Source organism: Sinorhizobium sp. 8-89 (genome assembly GCF_030124325.1).
Classification (GTDB): domain Bacteria; phylum Pseudomonadota; class Alphaproteobacteria; order Rhizobiales; family Rhizobiaceae; genus Sinorhizobium.
In genome coordinates, this window is record NZ_JASKLR010000006.1 from 284,006 (window position 1) to 305,519 (window position 21,514).

At 60.4% G+C, this 21,514-nt stretch carries 21 protein-coding genes; 10 read left to right on the forward strand and 11 right to left on the reverse strand.

Features of this window, described 5'->3' with window-relative positions; genetic code table 11:
- Positions 1-196: 196 nt before the first annotated feature.
- A complete protein-coding gene (locus QN219_RS15270) occupies positions 197-2,335 on the forward strand; it encodes a TonB-dependent siderophore receptor (RefSeq protein WP_284000558.1) in 2,139 nt (712 codons plus the stop codon).
- A 39-nt stretch (positions 2,336-2,374) separates the two neighbouring features.
- On the opposite strand, the gene QN219_RS15275 is transcribed toward QN219_RS15270, so the two are convergent.
- Both QN219_RS15275 and QN219_RS15280 read right to left on the reverse strand, forming a co-directional pair.
- Positions 2,375-3,274 carry an AraC family transcriptional regulator gene (locus tag QN219_RS15275; RefSeq protein ID WP_284000559.1) on the reverse strand — a complete coding sequence of 300 codons (900 nt, stop codon included), beginning with the start codon at positions 3,272-3,274 and terminating at the stop codon, positions 2,375-2,377.
- A gap of 318 nt (positions 3,275-3,592) precedes the next feature.
- Positions 3,593-4,342: a glucose 1-dehydrogenase gene (locus QN219_RS15280; protein WP_284000560.1), complete on the reverse strand. Its 750-nt coding sequence runs from the start codon at positions 4,340-4,342 to the stop codon at positions 3,593-3,595.
- 58 nt (positions 4,343-4,400) lie between these two features.
- Between QN219_RS15280 and QN219_RS15285 the strand changes: the two genes are divergently transcribed.
- The gene (locus QN219_RS15285; protein WP_284000561.1) at positions 4,401-5,333 is read left to right on the forward strand and encodes a LysR family transcriptional regulator; all 933 of its coding nucleotides are present in this window, start codon (positions 4,401-4,403) and stop codon (positions 5,331-5,333) included.
- Positions 5,334-5,383: 50 nt separating this feature from the next.
- On the opposite strand, the gene QN219_RS15290 is transcribed toward QN219_RS15285, so the two are convergent.
- The 7 genes from QN219_RS15290 to QN219_RS15320 form a co-directional block, all read right to left on the reverse strand.
- Positions 5,384-6,079 (reverse strand): response regulator transcription factor, encoded by a 696-nt coding sequence (locus QN219_RS15290; protein ID WP_284000562.1) that lies wholly within the window; start codon positions 6,077-6,079, stop codon positions 5,384-5,386.
- 1 nt (position 6,080) lies between these two features.
- A complete protein-coding gene (locus QN219_RS15295) occupies positions 6,081-6,458 on the reverse strand; it encodes a response regulator (RefSeq protein ID WP_284000563.1) in 378 nt (125 codons plus the stop codon).
- A 2-nt stretch (positions 6,459-6,460) separates the two neighbouring features.
- Complete coding sequence (locus QN219_RS15300) at positions 6,461-7,102, reverse strand: response regulator transcription factor (protein WP_284000564.1); 642 nt, start codon at positions 7,100-7,102, stop codon at positions 6,461-6,463.
- Complete coding sequence (locus tag QN219_RS15305) at positions 7,099-10,305, reverse strand: PAS domain-containing protein (protein WP_284000565.1); 3,207 nt, start codon at positions 10,303-10,305, stop codon at positions 7,099-7,101. The genes QN219_RS15300 and QN219_RS15305 overlap by 4 nt, the downstream gene beginning before the upstream one ends.
- A gap of 227 nt (positions 10,306-10,532) precedes the next feature.
- Positions 10,533-10,847, reverse strand: a complete 315-nt coding sequence (locus QN219_RS15310) for a hypothetical protein (RefSeq protein WP_284000566.1) — start codon at positions 10,845-10,847, stop codon at positions 10,533-10,535.
- Positions 10,848-10,951: 104 nt separating this feature from the next.
- Positions 10,952-11,932, reverse strand: coding sequence for an alpha/beta hydrolase (locus QN219_RS15315; RefSeq protein ID WP_284000567.1), 981 nt, complete (start codon positions 11,930-11,932; stop codon positions 10,952-10,954).
- 301 nt (positions 11,933-12,233) lie between these two features.
- The gene (locus QN219_RS15320; protein ID WP_284000568.1) at positions 12,234-13,019 is read right to left on the reverse strand and encodes an alpha/beta hydrolase; all 786 of its coding nucleotides are present in this window, start codon (positions 13,017-13,019) and stop codon (positions 12,234-12,236) included.
- Positions 13,020-13,296: 277 nt separating this feature from the next.
- On the opposite strand from QN219_RS15320, the gene QN219_RS15325 reads away from it, so the two are divergent.
- From QN219_RS15325 to QN219_RS15355, 7 genes are all read left to right on the forward strand, one after another.
- Positions 13,297-13,752 (forward strand): carboxymuconolactone decarboxylase family protein, encoded by a 456-nt coding sequence (locus tag QN219_RS15325; protein WP_284000569.1) that lies wholly within the window; start codon positions 13,297-13,299, stop codon positions 13,750-13,752.
- A 306-nt stretch (positions 13,753-14,058) separates the two neighbouring features.
- Entirely contained in the window at positions 14,059-14,976 is a 918-nt protein-coding gene (locus QN219_RS15330; RefSeq protein ID WP_284000570.1) for an MBL fold metallo-hydrolase, read from the forward strand.
- A 131-nt stretch (positions 14,977-15,107) separates the two neighbouring features.
- A complete protein-coding gene (locus QN219_RS15335) occupies positions 15,108-15,860 on the forward strand; it encodes an SDR family oxidoreductase (RefSeq protein ID WP_284000571.1) in 753 nt (250 codons plus the stop codon).
- Positions 15,861-15,920: 60 nt separating this feature from the next.
- Entirely contained in the window at positions 15,921-16,334 is a 414-nt protein-coding gene (locus QN219_RS15340) for a cupin domain-containing protein (protein ID WP_284000572.1), read from the forward strand.
- Between the two features lie 68 nt (positions 16,335-16,402).
- Complete coding sequence (locus QN219_RS15345) at positions 16,403-17,446, forward strand: mechanosensitive ion channel family protein (protein WP_284000573.1); 1,044 nt, start codon at positions 16,403-16,405, stop codon at positions 17,444-17,446.
- Between the two features lie 6 nt (positions 17,447-17,452).
- On the forward strand, positions 17,453-17,863 hold the full coding sequence (locus tag QN219_RS15350) for a hypothetical protein (RefSeq protein WP_284000574.1): 411 nt from the start codon (positions 17,453-17,455) through the stop codon (positions 17,861-17,863).
- A gap of 187 nt (positions 17,864-18,050) precedes the next feature.
- Entirely contained in the window at positions 18,051-18,581 is a 531-nt protein-coding gene (locus tag QN219_RS15355; RefSeq protein WP_405052140.1) for a tyrosine-type recombinase/integrase, read from the forward strand.
- A 169-nt stretch (positions 18,582-18,750) separates the two neighbouring features.
- On the opposite strand, the gene QN219_RS15360 is transcribed toward QN219_RS15355, so the two are convergent.
- A complete protein-coding gene (locus QN219_RS15360) occupies positions 18,751-19,404 on the reverse strand; it encodes a hydrolase (protein WP_284000575.1) in 654 nt (217 codons plus the stop codon).
- Positions 19,405-19,560: 156 nt separating this feature from the next.
- Between QN219_RS15360 and QN219_RS15365 the strand changes: the two genes are divergently transcribed.
- On the forward strand, positions 19,561-20,454 hold the full coding sequence (locus tag QN219_RS15365) for a LysR family transcriptional regulator (RefSeq protein ID WP_284000576.1): 894 nt from the start codon (positions 19,561-19,563) through the stop codon (positions 20,452-20,454).
- 204 nt (positions 20,455-20,658) lie between these two features.
- Here QN219_RS15365 and QN219_RS15370 read toward each other — a convergent pair.
- The coding region (locus QN219_RS15370; RefSeq protein WP_284000577.1) for an ATP-binding cassette domain-containing protein at positions 20,659-21,514 on the reverse strand (856 nt) is incomplete at its 5' end.

A 21,514-nucleotide genomic window follows, 5' to 3' on the forward strand; every position in this document is an offset into this window, starting at 1 on the left:
ACCGGGGAAATATACAATACTAGACAAATTTGCTCCAGTTAATAGCGGATCGTGAGACAACGACTTCAAGCAGGGGCCGGTTGGGCGCAGCTTTCATGCGCAGCGGACGGCCAGACGCGATGCAGTTCGGCGGCCTCCAACGGCATTGGTGATGAGGCCGATCGCTTTCAGCATTTACGTCAATTGGAACATGAACATGGACATCGATCAAACATGCCGCTGCCCAACGCGGGCGCCGATCCGTTACCAAAACGCATTTCTCCTGGGTTGCACGGCACTCTTTGCTTTGACGCCTGCCCTCTCATTTGCACAGGAAGCAGGCGCTGAAGGCGGCGCAACCGTACTGGAGACGCTTGTGGTGCAAGGCGCTGGTAGCGGAAGCGTGCTCAACACGGATGACGATTCAAAATCGATCGTTGCCAGAGAAACGACCGGCGTCGGCAAGATGCCGACCGATATCCTGGTAGCGCCCGCCTCGGTTTCCGTCATTACGTCCAAGGAAATTGAAGAACGCGCCGCCGACACTGTCGAGCAAGTCGTACAATATACGGCGGGTGTGGTGACCGACTTTTATGGTTCGGACGACCGTTATGACTACTTCGACATTCGCGGCTTCACCCCGTACACGTATCGCGACGGTTTGGCCATCGGCAGGACCTTTGCAGGGGTTAGGGAAGAGCCGTATGCTTTCGAGCGCATCGAGGTCTTGAAGGGCGCCAGCTCCTCAAGCTTCGGAGCGGCGGAACCCGGCGGATCGGTAAATTATGTCACGAAAACGCCGAAGAGCGATCGTTTCGGTGAAGTCTATGGCACGGGCGACTCGTTCTCACATAAGGAACTGGGCTTCGATTTCGGTGACACCCTCACAGAGGACGACACCCTATACTACCGTTTGACCGGCAAATTCCAGCGCTCCGACGCCGAATACGATTATTCTCAGGATGACGAGAACTTCATCATGGGCGGCCTGACGTGGCACCCCACCGACGCGACAAGCCTGACATTTGTCTTCGATCATCTCGACAAGGACGGAGTTCCTGGTAGCGGTGGTCACCCGCTCGGTACTGATTTCGACAGGGACCAGTTTTTCGGTGAACCGGACTATTACTTCAGCGAGACGAACCGCAATACCTACAGTGTCCTGTTCGACCACGATTTCGGCAATGGTCTGAGTTTCAGTTCCAACGCCCGCTACAGCAATCTGAACGACGGGTTCGGCAGTGCCTATATCGGCAGCACACCCACCGACGGCTCAACCGTGGCGGGTCGCTATTTCTTCGGAAACGAGAAATCGACCGAACAATTCGTAATCGATGCGCATCTGGTTTACGAAACAAGTTTCGACAATGTGGAGAGCCGCACGCTTTTCGGTGCCGATTACAATAAATACGAGTCGGACAGCGATAACTTTTATGCGCCTGCGCCTACGATCGACTGGGAAAACCCGATCTATTCAGGCGGGCCTGGCGCGATGGCGCCTTATGCCAGCACGAACAACGACCAGCAAACCAACGCGATCTACCTGCAGCAGGATTTGACCTTCTTCGACAAGCTGACTGTGAGCGTCGGCTTGCGCAATGACTGGCTTGATCTTAGCGAGACAAATCTCCTTGCAGGTACCACACAGGCCGGCAACCACAGCGAATTCACGACGCGCGTCGGCGTGAGCTACAAGATTACCGAGGAGCTGGCTCCCTATGTCAGCTACGCCGAGTCGGCCGCGCCGCCTGCCGCAGGCAGCGAACCTACAACGGGAAAGCAGTATGAAGCCGGAATCAAATATCGTCCCGATGCCTTTCCGGCTTTGTTCACTGCTTCCATCTACGACCTGACGAAGGGCAACATTACAGTCTTTGATCAAGTCACCTATCTGCCGCAAACGGTCGAAAAGGTCAGACATCGTGGGTTCGAACTCGAAGCCAAGGCGGAGGTGACGAACAATATCAGCGTGATTGCCGCCTACAGCTATATCGACTCCAAGATTGAAGAACCTGGCGGTGCCAATGATGGCAACCGCCTGATGCGTGTTCCCAAAAATGTGGCTTCGGTGTGGGGCACCTACACTTTGGAGGGCGAAGGCGCGAGGGGCGACATGATGTTCGGGCTCGGGGCTCGCTACACGGACGCGTATTACACTAACATCACCAACACCACATCGTCGGACAGCGCAGTCGTGTTCGATGCTGCCTTCACCTACAAGGTCCAGGAAAACACGACATTCCAGCTAAACGTCAACAATGTGTTCGACGAGAAACACGTGGCGAGTAAGGACTCCGGCGCTGTGTATTACAATCCGGGACGCACCATCCTCGCGACGCTGCGCCAGACGTGGTGAAGACAAGTCGTCCCGCCCGCGATCTGCCGGGCGGGATTTTCACGATTGCCGGAGCCGCCGCATCCGCCGCCAAGCCGCCGGAGTTTCGCCGACGATCTGGCGGAAGACCTTGGTCAGGTGTGCCTGATCGGAAAATCCGAGCTGCGCGGCGATGCTGGCAACCGGAAGATCGCTTTCGCCGAGCAACTGTTTCGAAAGCTCGACACGCTTTGCGAGCTGCCATTGCAGCGGTGTGTTGCCCGTCGTTTGCTTGAAGATATTTGCAAACCAGCTTTCGGACAGGCCGACGACCGCAGCCATGTCGGCGACAGACATACGATAATCGCCAAGCGCGTCGATATACGAGATGAGCTTGTTCATCTGTGCCTGCGTCAGCCTGCCGCCGGCCCTCTCCTCCCTTTCGGCGGGGATATCCAGGAGCCCCGCGACGATGCTGCCTATAAGGCTCTCCGCATAGACTGCATGCTTGGAAGGGTTTTTTATTTCGTCGGCCAACAGCTTCGCCAACGCGTCGATTGCCGCCACGTCTTTGAGTTCGACCGGACGGCGCAACGCCGCCTGCGCTGCGGAGTTCCCGACCGATGAAACCAGATACCGCAACACCCGATCCTTGTGTAGGTGCAGGTTAAGGTGACTGAAGCTGTGCGTCTTTCGACTGCCGGTCCACAACGGGACACCGGCAGGGATATACACGGCGCGCGCCATGGGACGCGAATTCTTCGTCAGATCATTGTCCTGGTTCGAAATGCGAACGTTCGACGAGACGTCGTTGAAGAAAAACATGATGCGCGGATCGTCCGCGAGATAGTAGGCAGTGGCACCAGCTTGACTTTCCGCCTCCCAAAGGACGCTGACCATTCCATCGTATTGGCGCCATTGGACCGGTGCTGTGACCTGAATGCCTTCGGTTTTCCAAGACATGGAATGCCAGAAGCTCATTTGTAGATCAGTGCTTCCTTTTTAAGGTGTCAAATTGTCGTTGCGAAGCATGGAACTGCACTATCGTCTGATGCGGTCACACTTCAAGATCCGTAAGTTGACCAGTTTTCTCATATTTTTTTTGGAGTGGCAACCGCGACTCGTGCGGATGTCCGACTAACCCGACAGAAGAACACAGCGGTCCCAGTGTCGGGCTGAATGTGCGCAGCAGGAGCCATGATGACCAGATCGTTGGCATCCCAAAACACCAGGCCTGTTGCCGAGCCAGCGCGTAACCAACGAGAACGATCCAGTCGTCTGGGGCTTTTTCCGAGCCTTTCAAGCCAAGGTCATGCCGCCGTCGGCATGAAGTTCGACCCCGTTTACGAAGCTGCCCGCGTCGGAGGCGAGGAAGAGCGCGGCGTGCGCCAGCTCCTCCGGCCGTCCCATTCGCCCTGCCGGGATGAGCGACGCCATGTGATCCTCGAATGCAGGGCGTTCGGCCTCCGATACGCCGAGCTTACCGAGGATTTCCGTCTCGACCGGCCCAGGGCTAAGGATGTTGACGCGGATGCGCCGTGCCTTGAATTCGATCGCCCAATTCTTAGCGAAGGCGGCGACCGCGGCCTTCGAGCCGGCATAGACCGTGTGGTCCGGCAATACCTTTGTCGCCGCCAGCGAACTCATAACGATAATGCTGCCGCCATTGCGGATTAGAGGCGCGATCGTCTGGACGCCGAAGAACACGCCGCGCGTGTTGATGGCGAATTGCCGGTCGTAATCTTCCGGTGTCACATTGTGGGACGCAGTGAGATCGATGACGCCGGCGTTGGCAATATAGATATCGAGGCCACCAAAATGGTTCTCCACCATGTCCACCACCTCGCGGTGATGTTCGAGGTCGGCGACGTCGCCCACGATGCCAATGGCATGATGACCGATATCGCGCACCGCTTGGTCGAGGACATCCTGCCGCCGGCCGGTGATGATGACCCGCGCGCCTTCCTCGGCGAAAAGCTTGGCGGTCGCCCTGCCGATGCCGCTATTGCCACCGGTGATAACGGCGACCTTGTCTTTGAGACGTTGCATTGTTTATCTCCTTTCAACTGAGCTTGAGATAAACGGCGGCACTCTCATTCATTAGATCATGGGTAGGCACATGATCTGTGCCGCGGAGTTGCAAATGCCGAACCTGCTGAACGAGACTTCTGGATTGATGGCCTTTGTGCGAACGGTGGAGGCCGGTTCCTTCAGCGCCGCGGCACGCAATCTCGATACTACGCCATCGGCGGTGTCGAAGAGCGTGGCGAGGCTTGAAAAGAAGATCGGCGCGCGTCTCTTCCTGCGCTCCACCCGGGCCCTGACGTTGACACAGGACGGCCAGATTTTCTTCGAGCGCGTCGCCCCGCTCTTGCGGGATCTGGATTCGAGCGACGAGGGAATCGGGTCCGATGCCGCACTCTCCGGCCGTCTGCGCGTCAGCATGCCAAGCGAGCTGGCGCCCCTGCTGCTGCCGCGGCTGTTTACAGGGTTTGCGGCCGACAATCCGAACTTACATCTCGATATCGGCCTTACCGACCGATTCGTCGATCTGATCCGGGAGGATTATGACGTCGTGTTGCGCGCTGGCAATCCGACGCAAGGCGATTTGATCGTCCGCCATCTGGCCGACCTGCCGATGGCGATCGTCGCCTCTCCGGCTTTTCTTGAGAGCTGGGGCAATCCGGTGCCTGTCGAACATCTGGCAGCCGTGCCCTTTGCCCGCTACGTGCTCGGAGGCTTGATCCAACCTGTACGCCTGGCAGACGGGAGCAGCTTTGTGCCCGCCGGCCGCGTCGATTGCGATTCGGGCGCTGCGCTCATCCAGGCGGCACTTGCTGGATTGGGTGCCGCCTATCTGCTGCGGTGTCTGGTGGCGAAGGAGTTGCAAGCCGGTGTGCTTGTCACGCCCGCGCCGGGGATCGCACTTCCAAAACTGCCATTCAATGCGCTGCACGCGTTCGGCCGCACCGTGCCCTTGCGCGTCAAACTGTTCTGCGACTTCATAGCGCGTGAGGCGAGAGCCATTGAAGCGATGTGAGTACAATGTATCATCGGCGACATTGGCATCCCTGGGCAGGATCGACCCCGTCAGACCCAGGCGCCGCCGGCCTCGCGCATGGTCATGGGCAGCGTCTCCCAAGCCCTGATCAACTCGCCGATCGACCCGGCCTCCATCTTGCGCATAACATTGGCGCGGTGCAGCTTGACCGTGACCTCGCTTATCCCGAGATCGAAGGCGATCTGCTTGTTGAGCCGCCCCCGCGCCACTTCGCGCAGGATCTCCCGCTCGCGGTGCGTCAGCGTCTCCAGGCGTTCGATATTGCGCCTGACGACCAAGGCGTTGGCCCGTCGGGCCGCGTCCAGTTCAATACCGGCAATCACCGCATCGAGCAGCGTCTGGTCCCGCACCGGCTTGGTGAGAAAATCGACGGCGCCTGCCTTCATCGCCTGCACGGTCATCGGAATATCGCCGTGCCCGGTTAGAAAGATGATCGGCTTCGCATTGCCGCTTTCCGCCAGATGGTGCTGCAAGTGAAGGCCGCTCGCCCCCGGCATGCGCACGTCAAGGATCAGACAGCCGGGGCGGTCCAGTATGTCGGCGTCGAGCACTTCACGGGTCGAGGCGAAGCTCATGGGCTGCAGGCCCGCCGAGAGGATCAGCTCCGACAAGGCCTCGCGAACGGCTGCATCGTCATCGACGATGACGACGATGGGCTCGCTTGCGTCATTCTTCTGCTGCCGCGACAGCGGTGCTGATGTCCGGAGCGGCTGGTCAATTCGCATATCACCCTCCATTTCTCGATTTCTGCAAAGCTTCCCCTATCGCAATGAGCAAGGCAGGCGCATCGAAAGGCTTGCGGAAAAAGCCGCTGATGCCCCGCGCGCGGCCCTGGTCGGCGATCTCGTGGCGGCCGGTGACCAGGAATACCGGTAGTTCCGGACGCGCCTTGTTGACAATGTCACGGAGTTCAAAGCCGTTCATGCCCGGCATGCCGATATCGGTGATCAGCAGATCCAGGTCCGACAGGCCGCGGGCGAGCAGGTGTTCGGCCGAGCGGAGACAGCAGGCCGCATATCCAGCGGATTCCAGCAGCTCCTCCAACGACTCCAGTAGCCGCGGATCGTCATCAACCACCGCGACGATCGGTCTTGTTTGCTCCATGCTCAATTTCCTCCCACCCGGCGCGAATGGGTGATCGGTATCCCCAATCGCTCTGCTATGCGCACGAGGTCGGCGAGCGATGCCGCCGCCATTTTCTGCATTACATTCCTCCGATGGATTTGCAGCGTCACTTCGCTGATACCGAGTTCCGATGCCGCCTGCTTGTTAAGTAGGCCGCTGACCACGAGCGGCAGCACATCGCGTTCGCGTGGCGTCAGTTCGAGATAACGCTGTCTTAACAGGCTCAGTTCAGCCCGTTCCGATCGCTTTTTCCGATCCTCGTAAATCGCCGTATGCACCGCGCCTATGAGGTCCGCGTCGCTGAACGGTTTGGTGAGAAAATCCACCGCACCATGCTTGATCGCCCGCACCGAGGAGGGGATGTCGCCATGGCCGGTGATGAAGACGATCGGCGGACGATCGCCCTCGGCGATCTGCCGCTGCAGTTCGAGGCCGTTGATATCGGGCAATTCAACGTCGAGTATCAGGCAGGCAGGTAGATCCGGTTTTTCGGCGTCCACATAGTCGCCCGCCGAACCGAACGCGATGGCGCGCATGCCGTGGGTCTCCAGGAGCTCGCCGAGCGCCTCCCTGATGCGCTCGTCATCGTCGACGATGAAAACAACATGGTCATCCGTTGTCATGGCGCTGCTTTCCCCACGATTGGTAAGGTGAAAATGAACCGCGCGCCATGCGGTTCATTTTTCTCGGCCCATAAACGCCCGCCATGCGCCTCGACGATCGAGCGGCAGATTGCGAGACCCATGCCCATTCCATTCTCTTTCGTCGTGAAGAAGGGTTCGAAGATCTGATCCGGGAACTCGATGCCGTTTCCCCGGTCGCCTATTTCGGTCTGCACCTCACTGCCCACGCAATGGGCGCGCACGGTGAGCGATTTTTCCCCTGCGACAGCCTCCATTGCCTCCATGCCATTGCGCATGACATTGACCAGGACCTGCTGGATCTGGATGCGGTCGATCGCGATAGGCGGAAGCCTGCCTTCCACGTCGCTGTCGATCCGAATGCGACGGCGCAAAGCCTCCCCTGCCACCAGATTACACGCCTCGGCGATGACGCCCGAGAGCGACAGGCTGGTCCTATTCTCCACAGATTGCTTGAACAGCGCCCGGATACGGCCGACGACTTCCGCCGCCGAGTTGGCGTCGCGGATGACCCGTTCGGTCGTGATCTTGGCGCGCGCGACATTGACGGGCTCAGCCGATAGCCAGCGGTAGCACGCATGCGAATTGGCGACGATCGCCGCCAAGGGCTGATTCACCTCATGGGCGATGGAGGCCGACAGTTCCGCGAGGCTCGCGGCCTGGCTGGCGCGCGCAAGCCGCTCCTGCGCCAAGCGTAGCTCTTCCTGCATGCGCACTTCGCCATCGATATCCAGGCAGATGACGTTCCATTGCACGATGGTGCCGTCGTCCTTGCGCATCGGCGCGGCGCGCGTTTCGACCCAGATATATTCGCCGTCGAAGCGCCGTAGACGGTGCTTTCTGAGATAGGGTTCGCCGGTCGTCAGGCAATGGGCATATTGCTCCTTGACGCCCGCGACATCGTCGGGATGAACCCCGGCATCGAGCGTGCCGTTCAGCCGCGATTTGGGCTTCCCATCCAGTTCCTCCAGCTCATAGCCAAGGAACTCGCGCAGTTGCTGGCTGCGATAGACTGGTTCGCCGTTCGGCGCAGCACAATCGATCATCGCCGGCAGTGTTTCCACCAGTTGCCAAAGGAAGCGTTCTCTCTCGCGCAATGCCGCCTGCGCGCGCATCTCGTCCTCAATGTCGATCGAAGCAATGTACCATTGCACGATTGTGCCATCTGCATCGCGCAATGGTTGCGCGCGCGCCTCTATCCAGCGATAGACGCCCTGCTTGTTGCGCCGGCGAAATCGGTTCACGAAAGGCTGACCGGTCGCAAAGCCATCCGATGCCCTCTGAAACATTGTTGGAAAGTCGTCGGGGTGAGCCACGTCTCGGGCCAGCGCATCGAAGTCCTTAATGTCCGCCGTCGGCGAACCAACGTCCTCGAGATATCGCTTGCTGGTGTAAGTCATCTTGCCTGAAGCGGTGAAGCTCAGGATATTGAAAGGCATGGCGTCGATCATTTGTTCCAATTGCCGCTTGCTGCTCTTCAGCGCTTCCTCGGCCTGCACCTGATCGTCGATGTCGATGGACACCTGATACCAGTGAACGATCGCTCCATCTTGATCGCGCAGAGGCTGCGCGCGCGCCTCTATCCAGCGATAGTTGCCATCTTTCCAACGCCGGCGATACCGCATCATGAAGGCGTCGCCAGTTTTAAGGCAGTTGGCTGACGCTCGCAGCACCTCGGGGGCATCTTCGGGATGAACCAGCTTTTGCGCCACCCGGACGGTATCTTCGAAGTTCGCCTTGGAGAGGCCGAGATCCTCCAAAGATCGCTTGTTGACGTAGGCCAGTTTGCCAGCAGGCGTCCAACTCCAGATGTGGACTGGCAAGGCGTCGACAAGCTGCGAGAGCTCCCGCTCCCGATCGCGCAAAGCCTCCTGCGCGCGCACCTCATCATCGATGTCGATGGAGATTGCATACCATTGCAAGATCTTCCCGCCCTCGTCTCGCAGTGGTTCCGCCCGGCCATCAACCCAGCGATACACGCCGTCCGCACGGCGCATGCGATATTTCATCGAGTATGGTTCGCCTGTGGCGACGGCATGGCGCACCGCCTGCAATAGACTGGGCGCATCATCTGGATGGACAAGAGTCTCAATGTTTGCCGCTAACTGGCTTGTGCCTGGCCTGTTCAACTGTTGCAGATCAAACCCGAAAAAATCCACCAGGCGCTTGTTGAAGAAGGTCGGCTCGCCTTCGGGCGTCAGCCGTCTGATGTGGACTGGGACCATGTTCACGATCTGCGAGAGCTCTCGCTCTCGGTCACGCAGGGCCTCCACACTCTGGCTTAATGTCAGCAACGCGAGTTGGTGCTGCCGGGATATGGCGGCCACGACCAGGGCCGAAAATGCCGAGATCGCCAGGAAGAGTTGCAGCATGATCTGATTGTGGCGCTGATTCTCGGCATTTCCGGCGAACTGGCTGGCGCCAGATATGGTGAAGATCGCGGTTATTAGCGCGAGGAGAGCGAGAGTAACGGCGGCGCCCTTGAACTCAAAGCGCACCGCGGCCCAAAGCAGCGGCGGCATGATGATATAGGCGAAGGGCAGGTAGCCGCCGAGCGAAAGGGCCGCGACGCCGAGAAGGATAAGTCCCACGGCACACGCTTCTATCCATCGCGCAGCCGATAGCTCGGCCTTGCGTTTCCAGTTCTGGATCACGACCAGCGCGAGCGGCGCGACGATCAGGACCCCAGTGGCATCCCCGATCCACCAGAGAGGCCAGGCCCCCAAGAAAGTTTGCGAAAATATGCCGAACCAGGCAAGCGTCGCACTTCCGACCGTCGCGCTGACCACTGGGGCAGCTCCAGCGCCCAATACGACGAATACAAGAACTTCCCGCAAGGTTTCCAGCCGAACCGGCCGACCCAAAGTCCGGTTTACGAGCCACGCACCGACCATGGCTTCGAGCGCGTTGCCGGCATAAATCAGAACTGCGGCGGGCAGCGGGCTATGGAACCACAAGGCATTGCCGAATAGCTCGCCGAGGCAGCCGACCAGCACCCACCACGGCCAGCTCTGCTTGGGTGCGAGGATAAGGGTTGCAATGAAAAGCCCACTCGGAGGCCATATGGAAATGCCTGTTCCGGGTACGATTGCAAGTGCCTGTGCGAAGCCGCAACCCAGGACATAGGCCGCAAAAAACAGACCCAGGTGCAGGAGTTGGGGGCGGTACGACCAGGCGCTCGTCATCGGCGACTCCTGCAGGGAAAATAAAGCTTGGGGGCGGCGCAGCATATCGAGTGGCTAGTCTCGATAGCAGCGTCAGCGATCCCGTGTCGCACCCTATTCACGCCACTGCACGGCTGCAACTTATGGAAATCCATGTATTGGCGGCGATGCCGTCGCTTGGCCCGCCCTGGTGGAAAACTGTCAAGAAGCCTCAATAATATCCGACATCCGCTTGGATGATTCCTGTCTCAGTCCAAAAGCCGCAAGGGCGTGGCATCCTCGTCGAAGTCGGTCGACCGGTTGACCTCGTTCCACTGGACCGCGGCCGTCGATCGGACCACATCGTTCTGGGCAATTCGCGCCAGCGCGTCGCTTCCGAGGACGAGCTGTTCCGGCAGATCGTCCCCGCGCGATAGATCGAAGATGACGGCGGCCACTTGTCTGGGTCGCCGGGCTCGGTGCCGGCATAGCCCTCCGTTGACGTCTCGAGCTGTCGCGACGAGGTTGTCGCCGCGAGCGAGCACGGGATCGGCCGTGCTACGGCCGATCCCGCTCTTCGGCATGTTGGATGTCCTCCAAAACGGCGATGATGGAAAGGGCGCGACTTGCCGCGCTAAGTACGGACGGGATGTGGAGCACGGCGGTCTGCTCCGCATCCCGTGGGGGGTCAGGCCTTGAGGAAGGCGAGAAGGTCGGCGTTGACCTGGTCCTGATGCGTGGCGGTAATGCCGTGCGGCGCGCCGGGATAGTAGATGTCTTTGGCGCCCTTGATCAGCCGGGCAGACTTGACGGCGGAATCCTTGACCGGAACGATCTGGTCGTCCTCCCCGTGCAGGACGAGCGTCGGCACATCGAACGTCTTCAGATCTTCGGTGAAGTCGGTTTCTGAGAATGCCTTGACGCATTCATAGGCGTTCAAGAGACCCGCCTGCATGCTCCAGAGCCAGAATTGGTCGAGCGTGCCCTGGGAAACGTTCGAGCCGGGTCGATTGGCGCCGTAGAATTGCGAGGCAAGGTCACGGTAGAATTGCGAGCGATCCTTGACGAGGCCAGCGCGGATCGCGTCGAACGCCTCGATCGGCAGGCCTTCTGGATTGGTCGCGGATTTCACCATGACCGGCGGCACAGCAGCGATGAGGACGGCCTTGGCGACGCGCTTCGTACCGTGCCGGCCGATATAGCGGGCGACCTCGCCGCCGCCAGTGGAGTGGCCGACCAGCGTTGCGTCCCTGAGGTCCAGCGCCTCGATAACGGCGGCCAGATCGTCGGCGTATCCGTTCATGTCGTTCCCCGACATCGGCTTGCTGGAGCGTCCATGGCCGCGGCGATCGTGCGCCACGACGCGAAAACCGTGCTGGGCGAGGAAGAGCATCTGGCCGTCCCAGGCATCGGAGTTCAGCGGCCAGCCGTGCGAGAAGGTGACGACCGGGCCGGTGCCCCAGTCCTTGTAATAGATTTCTGTGCCGTCCTTGGTGGTGATCGTGCTCATTGCTTGCTTTCCGTGATTGATGGTGGCGGGGAGAGGCTGCTTCGAAGTCTTTGCGGCGGCAACCGCGGGCAAGCCCGCTGCGATACCGGCGGTGAGGCTGCCGAGCAGGGCGTCGCGGCGTGAGACGCCGACAGCCGATGGGTTTGAAATTGCCTGCATATTTTGTCCTTCACGAAGATTGAAATGCGAACGAGGATGGCGACCGGCGGCCCCGGAAAACTATTGGCCGAAAGCATCTGCGGACTGTGCGAAAGTTTAGCTGATCGCATCGAACGACTAGGGCGTTTGTGCCAGTGTATCGCGGCTACCACACGCCAGCACGTGACCTTGGGCGGGCGATCCCATTCTCGGCTGGTAATGGTTGAGTCAGTCCTGAATGCCGACGCCGGCCGAGCGACTTCAGAAACCGTGCTCGCAATTTCGTTGAGGCGGAACTTCTCCGGACCGACAATGCGGCCGTTCACCGGGCGGATGCCGCTTCTTCGATGAGAGCGGTGACTTCGCCGGGATGCGAGACCATAAGCGCGTGCGAGGCCCCGTCGACTACGACAGTCTTCGCGGCGTGCGCCCGCTCGGCCATGAACTGCATGACTGCTGGCGGAATGTTGCGATCGGCAGACCCGTAGATCATGTAGGAGGGCAGCAGCTTCCACGATGCGGCGCCGGAGGGTTCGGCGAGCGCAGCCTGGGCGACGGGACGCTGCGTCGAGGCCATCAGCGCCGCCTCGCCATCCGAAACGTCGGCGGCGAACTGGAGATGAAATTTGGACGGTTGAATGTAGAGGTCCTGCGTGCCGTCCGGCAGCGTTACGGGCGCGAGCGCGCTGGCAAGTGTACTGCCCGGGAATTTGCCCGACAGGGTGAGGCTGGATTCGCCAGTATCCGGCATGAAACCCGCAACATAAACCAGGGCCTTCACGTTCGAATTGCCGTTTGCGGCTTCGGTGATAACCGGTCCGCCATAGGAGTGGCCGACCAGAACCACCGGTCCGTGGATGGCGCGAACGACCGCCGCGACGGATGCGGCATCCGATGCGACGCTGCGAAGCGGGTTGGCCGCCGCGAGCGCCACATAGCCATCCTTGGTCAGGCGGGCGATCACAGCATCCCAGCTCGACGATTCGGCAAAGGCGCCATGAACGAGAACGATTGTCGGCTTGAGATCGTGATCTTGGGACTGTGCGCCGGCGACAGTCAGCGTCGCGATCACGGCGCCGAGCGCCAACACATTGATAATTTTGAGCATCTGCTTTCTCCTAACGCAGCGGTTGCGTTTGCCGGGAGAATGCGTGGGCTTGCGGTCGCAAACCATTCTACATGGGACGTGCCCTTCCACTGCCGAAGTATGGGAGGAGGTGGACCAAACGACGAGAAGCCTAATCGATCGGCAAGGCTCAGTTCCATCAGATGCCGACCGGGCGCGCCTTCCGGACAGATGGATGATCCGCGATGCCGTGGATAGTTGGTGATCCGGGCGACCCGCGTGGCTTCGACCCGATCTCAATCAATCCACGGAGAGCAGAATGACCAGACGTTTGAACATATTGGCCAGGAAGAATGACGGCATCGATGGCCTCGTCGCCGTCGAGGCCTGGATTGCCAAGAGCTTCGACCCCAAGCTAATGGAACTCGTGAAGGTGCGCGTGTCGCAGATCAACGGTTGCCCCCATTGCCTGCACATGCATCGTCAGGACGCGCTGAAACGGGGCGAGACGGAAGAGCGTCTGCTTCTTCTGAGCGCCTGGCGCGAATCGCAACTCTACAGCGACCGTGAGCGCGCAGCACTCGCCTGGGCCGAGTCGCTGACCAATATTGCCGAGAGCCGTGCGCCGGATGCGGATTATGAAATTGCCCACAGCGTCTTTTCGGACGACGAACTCTTGGTGCTGTCTATCGGCATCGCCATGATCAATGCTTGGAACCGGCTGGCGATCGGCTTTCGGCTGCAGCATCCGGCAGACCACAAGCGCGCCGCTTGATCACCGAGCAGACGCGAACGCGCCGGGCGGATTCATCCGCCCGGGAAGGTCCAATGCAAAGCGTCTGTTCCTCCATGCCAGCCTCTTCACTGCCAAAATCTCCGCTGCGGCCGCGCTGAGAGCATAGGCTGCCCTATCCTCAGGTATGGCTTTTCCTCTTCCTTGGCCGGATCGACCGCCAAACCCGCCTCAACATAAAGTCCGGGCCGTGGCTTGTAACCGACACGTTTCAATCACCCAAAACAGGAGCGCATCATGTCGCAGCCAGAAACAAAACCCCGTTCGATTGCTAAGCAGGAGACAGACATGAACATGAGTAACCCCGCACAAGCCGTTAAACCGGGCCCCGACGAGCTGGTTCCGTCGCGCTACGCGGTGAAGATCGGCGACATTGACGTTTTGGTGGTCAGCGATGGCGTGTTGCCGCTCCCGACCAAGATGTTGGGACACAACGCTGATCCAGCCGACCGCGCGGCCTGGCTGAACGACATGTTCCTGCCGCCGGACGCTTTCGACTGGGCGCTGAACGTGGTCGTAGTGCGCAGCGGCAAGCAGACCATCCTCATCGACGCCGGCCTCGGGCTGGACCCGGAATTGAACCTGCCGCGGGCCGGGCAACTGATCAAGCGGCTGGAAGCCGCCGGTATCGACCTTGGATCGGTAACCGACGTGGTACTGACCCACATGCATATGGACCATGTCGGCGGGCTGCTCGTCGACGGGGTGAAGGAGCGGCTGCGTCCAGACCTGCGGATCCATGTGGCCACGGCCGAGGTCAAATTCTGGGAGGCTCCCGATTTCTCTCACGTGTCCATGCCGCCCGGCTTCCCCGACGCGCTTCGCGCGGCCGCCAAGCAGTTCAGAAAGGAATACGAAAGCCACCTGCGATTGTTCGATGATGAGTACGAGGTGGCGCCGGGCGTGGTCGTCTCTCGAACCGGCGGCCACACACCCGGGCATAGCGTGGTCCGCGTGGCATCAGGCAAAGACCGGCTGATGTTCGCTGGCGATGCGGTATTCGCGGTCGGCTTCGATCACCCCGACTGGTTCAACGGCTTTGAACACGACCCGGAAGAAGCTGCGCGCGTCCGCGTCCGTCTTTTGCGGGAGCTGGTGGAGACCGGCGAGCTTCTGGTGGCCACTCATATGCCGTTCCCCTCGGTTGGTCATGTGGCAGCCGATGGCGACCACTTCCGTTGGGTACCGGTCTTCTGGGACTACTGACCGCTTATTGGTTCAGCGCGCGGCTCTGCCGACAGATCCACGGCTTCGACAGGGCCAGCCTGGACCAAGGTGACCACCTTCGAAAACGAACAACAACGCGGCGCGCCGAGCGGCCGCGCATGGAGAAGCTCATGAAAATCGTCATCATTGGCGGAACCGGCCTAATTGGTTCGAAGACGGCCGACCGCCTTCGCAAGCAAGGCCATGAAGTCATTGCCGCCGCCCCGAACACCGGCGTCAACACGATCACGGGTGAAGGTCTCGCCGAGGCGCTCGCCGGGACCTCCGTCGTTATCGACCTCGCAAACTCGCCGTCCTTCGAGGACAAGGCCGTGCTCGAATTCTTTGAAACATCGGGGCGCAATCTGATGGCAGCGGAGAAAGCGGCCGGCGTTAAGCATCACATTGCGCTTTCCATCGTCGGCGTCGATCGGCTGCCCGACAGCGGTTACATGCGGGCCAAGGTCGCGCAGGAAAAGATCATCCGTGAATCCGGCATCCCCTACACGATCGTCCATTCGACGCAATTCATGGAATTCCTCGGCGGTATCGCCCAGTCCGGCACGGTCGGTGACACCGTGCATCTTTCGCCAGCCTACGTCCAGCCTATCGCCTCGGACGATGTGGCCGACAACATGGCCGCCGTTGCGACGGCCGCGCCCATCAATGGCATTGTGGAGATTTCGGGGCCGGAGCGTGTCCGGCTGAACGAACTCGTTAGTCGCTTCCTGAAAGCAAAGGGCGATGCTCGGAAGGTGGAGGCAGATCCGGAGGCTCGCTACTTCGGCGCCAAATTGGAAGATGGCTCGCTCGTTTCCGACAACAATCCTCGCCTCGGCCGGATCACCTTCGAGCAGTGGTTCGCAACCTCTACCCGCAACTGAATGGATGACGGTGTGCCGCCCATGCGGCGCACCATCCGGCCCTCAAGAAAGGAATTCGACATGAAGCCAATCCTTGCCCTTGCCGTAGCTGCCCTCTTGTCCACGACGGCTACGGCCCACGATGCGGGTGAGAAGGACGCCAAGGTCACCCTGGTCTACGAGCACGAATTGCCGAATGTTCCGGGCAAGAGCATGAAAGGGGTTCTCGTTGAATATGGTCCAGGCGGCTTTTCCTCGGCCCACACTCACCCAAGCTCCGCCTTCATCTATGCGACTGTCCTGGAGGGCGCCATCCGCAGTCAGGTCAACGACGGTCCGGTCAAGACCTACAAGGCGGGCGAGAGCTTCTCCGAAATGCCGGGCGACCGCCATGGTGTCAGCGAAAATGCCAGCAAGACCGAGCCTGCCAAGCTGCTGGCTGTTTTCGTCGTCGATACCAATGAGAAGGACCTGACCTTCCCGATCAAGAAGTAGCCCGCGAGGCCGGGTGCCCACGCCCGGCCTTCCCGCCCCGTTGCACATCATTCCGGGTGAGCCTTGCCATGTTCGGCGAACATCATTTTCTGCCGCTCGTCCTGATCAATCTTCTGGGGCTTGCCGGTATCCTCGTGTGGCATATTCAGGGGCGCCGCCGTCCAACGGCGCGGCTGGTCGTGCAGATCCTGTTCTTTGCCTGCATGAGCCTCGTGCTCGTGTTCGGTAGAATTTCGCCTTACCAGCTCGACCAGACCGAGCTTCAGGGCACCGGCCTATTGATCGCCAAGTCGGCGAGGATCCTCTGGTGGACCCATCTTGCGTGGACGATCATCGGCTTCGTGCACATCTATATCGGTCTCAATCACAGGCCGCGGGAGGCACATCTCCTGCAGGATCTGATCGTCGCCCTCGTTTATCTCGGCGTGGCGCTGTCGATCATCGGCTTCGTCTTTGGCGCGCCAATAGGCCCGTTGGTTGCCACCTCGGGCGTGGTCGCCGTCATCATCGGCCTGGCGCTGCAGAATACGCTTGCCGACGTCTTTTCGGGGATCGCGCTCACGCTCGGGCGGGCTTATGTCATCGGCGACTGGATCCGGCTCAGCGACGGCACGGAAGGGCGCGTCGCCGAAACCAACTGGCGCTCGACGAATCTGCTGACCGGCGCGCATAATGAGTTGGTGGTACCCAACAGTGTCCTGGCGAAGCAAGGTGTGACCAACCTCAGCCGTCCTGACGAAACGCACTGGATTGCGTTTGCCGTGCACATTGCCGCCACCCACGCGCCGTCCGTCGTCGAAGAGATCATGCTGGGCGTTCTGCGGAGCTGCGAGCGAATCGTCAAGGTTCCGCCGCCGGCCATCGCGCTCAAAGCGATTGATGCGATGGCTATCGAGGTCGAGCTGCAGTTCTGCGTGGCGAGCCCGGCGAGCCGAATGCCGGCCAAAAATGAGGTCATCGATCTCGTCTACCGCGGCTGCAAGACGAACGGCCTTTCTCTGGCAATGCCCCCCCAGAGCCTGCTCTGGGGGCCAGCCGTTGCGGGCGGTGAGCCCGCAGCTATCGTCAGCCCGCTCTCATCCGGCAATGCGCGCGCTTCAGAGTATAAATGATCAGCCATGGACATCGAACCGAGGCGCGGGATCGACGAGCTTGAGCAGCAACTACGCTCCGCAGCGGCCGAGAATGCCAACCTGCAATCGAAGCTTGCGATTGCGCTGGAACGCCAGACCATCACTGCGCAAATTCTCAACGTCATCTCCATGTCGCGAACCGACGTGCAACCGGTTTTCGACGTCATTTCTGAGAGCTCGCGGCGGCTGCTCGGCGGTCAAACGGCGCTTGTGACACGCGTCGTAGGTGGCATGCTTCATCTGGCGGCATGCACGGCGGGAAGCTTGGCCAGCCACGAGGAGATCGGGGCTTCATTTCCTGCTCCGCTGACATCCTCAGGGATCCAACGCTTCGAAGTGTTGCGGATAACTACAGGCACAGAAGACGAGGGAGTTAGTTGCAGCCAGCGTCGTTGACCATCCTGCTCTGCGCCATCACCGACCCCGCCCGGAATTCTGGTGACTGGCGCAATTCTGACATTCGGACAGCAGTGGTCGAACTTCAGCTTACCACCCGAAAGGTCACTTCCATTGAGGATTACCATTAGGCCGCTTAGAGGTTGAGCGCTGGGCAGCGGAGGGCATCAGCGGTCAGAAGCCTCCATTGAAGCCGAAGGAGGTCTGGGCCATCCGAACTCGCCTCCAGATGACGGGTGCGGTACGCGACCTGGCGCTGTTCAATCTCGCGATCGACAGCAAATTGCGAGCTTGTGATCTCGTCGCGATCTCAGTTGCCGATGTTGCAATTTCCGGAAGGGCCCGCGAGCGGGCGATCATCATCCAACGGAAAACCGGCCGACCAGTGCAATTCGAACTGACCGATCAAACGGAGGCTGTCGGTGCCTGGGTTGGACATCGCAGGCTCGGTGAACGGGATTATCTGTTTCCCAGCCGAGTGCACGCAACGCCGCACCTGTCGACGCGGCAATATGGCGGGATCGTCGAACGGTGGGTGTCGAGCATCGGGCTGGATCCCAGGCGCTATGGCACGCATTCGATGAGGAGGACGAAGGCGGCGCACATTTATAAAAAGACAGGCAACCCGCGCGCCGTCCAGCTCTTGCTCGGCCAAAAGAAGCTGGAGAGTACGGTGCAATACCTCGGAGTAGAGGTGGACGACGCCTTGGCCTGCTGAGGCGAAAGATCGACCCGATGCGGTCGCCTGACATGCTAACGGGGGACGTCCCGATTCGGCCCACACGAGACATCGAGCCTTCGCATTCAGCGAATGGGGATGACGAGTATGGATAAGCGATGCACTGTTCGCATCGCCTCGTTCAAGGTTTTCGTCATCCCCATTCAGATCAGCCTGCGTTGCTCGGTACCGGTGTGTTGAGCAGTTGCTGCTCCCACAGGAACGCGATGCCGCTGCCGCTCATGTGCGAGATGAGCACTTCGGTCAGCTCTTCGACGTGCTCGGTGCGAGCCCAGTCACGTTGCCATTCGCCAGCCAGAGCCATCCAGGTCATCATGTTGACGCCGGCCGCAATCATCCGCTGTATGGCGACCTGGTGAGACTCGGTTGAACTTCCGCCCGATGCGTCGGTGATTACGGTCACGTCCCAGCCTTCGCCGGCTGCCTGAATCGCAGGCATCGCGACGCAAACTTCGGTCCACAGGCCTGCGATGATCAATTGCTTGCGGCCGGTCGCCTTGACCAGGTCCACCACCTTCTCGTCCTCCCAGGTATTCACCCAGGTCCGGTCGATCACTTCCTGCCCCGGGAACACGTCAGTGATTTGCTTGAAAAGCTTGCCACCGCGATCCGCGATCACGCTGGTGAGGATCGTCGGAACATTGAAAGCTTTTGCCAGCTTTGCCAGCGCGGTCACATTGTTGACGACAGCCTGAGGATCGTGGCTATTGAGGTTGGTCAGCTGATAAGGCTGATGATCGATCAGAACGAGGACGGAGTCTTCGGGACGAAGAAGCGAAGCAAGGCCGTTACGAAAGGTCATGGATAAATCCTCTGCTGCCGTTTTTGTGTGAGATCGGTTTACCGGCAGACATGCGCTGACAGCGGCGCCGCCTGCGAAACGGACACTGTCATTCCCGTTTGTGATACGGTAGCCTCCAGTTCTGCCAAGCTGTGTCGCGGAATGGGGAACGCCGAATTGGATATCGAGGAGCTCAGGACATTCGTGGAAGTGGCTGATGCCGGGGGTGTTTCGCCCGCCGCGCGGCGGCTCGGCGTCTCCAAGTCAATGGTCAGTCGGCGGCTCGTCCGGCTGGAAGCGGAACTTGGCGTCCAGCTTCTTGCACGAACGACCCGCGGCGCGGCTCTCACAGAAGCCGGGATCACATTTCGGGACCATGCAGCAAGAGTCTGTGCCGAGATCGACATGGCCAGGGAAACGATCCTACCCGCCGGTGACCTTTGCGGCCGCTTGAGAATTGCCGTGCCGCTCTCGTTTGGCCCGACCCACTTCGCTCCCGTGCTCGCGGACATGGCGCGACGTCACCCCCAGCTCCACATCCATGCGTCCTACAGCGACCGTTTCGTTGATCTCATCGCGGAAGGCTTTGATTGCGCTATCCGGGTTGGCCATCTGCAGGACTCTAACATGATCGCAAGACGCGTCGGTCCGCTTTACGGAAGGCTGGTCGCAAGCCCGGACTATATCAGAACGCATGGTTCCCCCGAGACGCCGGAGGCGCTCGTCGCCCACGAGGCTCTGATGCAGGGAACGGAAGCCTGGCAATTCATGGATGGCGACAAGATCGTTACGGTTCATCCACGGGGACGCTTCAAGGCCGACAACGCTCTGGCTCTCGCCGCCGCCGCATTGGCAGGGGTTGGCATAGCTTGGATCCCCGATGGCGTAACCCGTGATTATGTAGCGTCCGGCGCGCTGATTCCGGTCATGACACGCTATCCCCCGCCTCCGGCAGGCATATATGTCATCCGCCCGCCGGGGCAGCATCCCGCAAGGAAGATACGTGTCCTCACCGAAATGCTGATCGAGTGTTTCGAACAGGCTCCGGCACCTGTTGGCGCAGGCCGGTAAGGTACTACCGGCGCGAAGCCTGGAACGGTCTCACCCTATGTCAACGCACCGGGACCGCTTCTGGCGCAGTGCCGCCACAAACGATGCTCGCCCGAAGTTCCGCTCGCCACCTGTCGCGGCCACTCAGGACGGACAGAACTCTCTGTATGTGCTCGAAGTCGCAAGAACAAATGCCGAAGGGCTCGTTGCTGCCTTGCGAGAAGCTCATGCGCTTCTGACGCCGAGTTCCAGCCGACGGGTGATGCCTATCTCTTTCAGGAATAGCTCGTCATGGCTGACGACGACGAGCGCGCCGTCATAGGCGCGAAGCCCGGCCTCCACCGCCGATATGGAATCAATGTCGAGATGGTTGGTCGGCTCGTCGAGGATCAGGAGCGCTGGCGGTTCCGGCCCGCCGAGCACGCATGCAAGGCCGGCGCGCAACATCTGCCCGCCTGAAAGCGTGCCGGTGACCTGCAGCGCCGCGTCGGCGCGAAACATGAAGCGCGCCAGTGCCGCGCGGCCGGCATTTTCGTCTGCGCCGGGGTTGAGCCGTTTGAAATTGTCGCGGATTGTGAGCGCTGGATCGAGCAGACTCACCCGTTGATCGAGCATGGCGGTTTTCACCGGCACCCGCACAGTGCCGGACAACGGCTGTAACACCCCAGTCAGCATCGAAATCAGCGTGGTCTTCCCCGATCCGTTCGGGCCCGTGACGGCGATCCGTTCCGGCCCGACGATCTCGAGCGAAAGGTTTCGCAGCACAGGCTTTTGCGGATCATAACCGGCGGTGACATTGTCGATCCTCAGCACGGTACGGCTCGCCGGCAGACCGGTCGGTGCCAGCGTGACCGTCAGCCGCTGCAGAACCTCGATCTTTTGCCGTGCGGCAGCAACGTCCTCCATTGCGCGCGTCCTCAGCCGTTCGGCCAGTCGCGCATTATCACCGCTGGTGTTTTCTGCCTTGCGTTGCAACCCGCCGGCAACGATGCGCGGCATGTCGCCCTTGGCCGCTTTCTTCTTGCCGGCGCTGTCCCTGCGTGCCTTGCGCTCGGTGGTCGCCTGCACGGTTCGGTTCCTG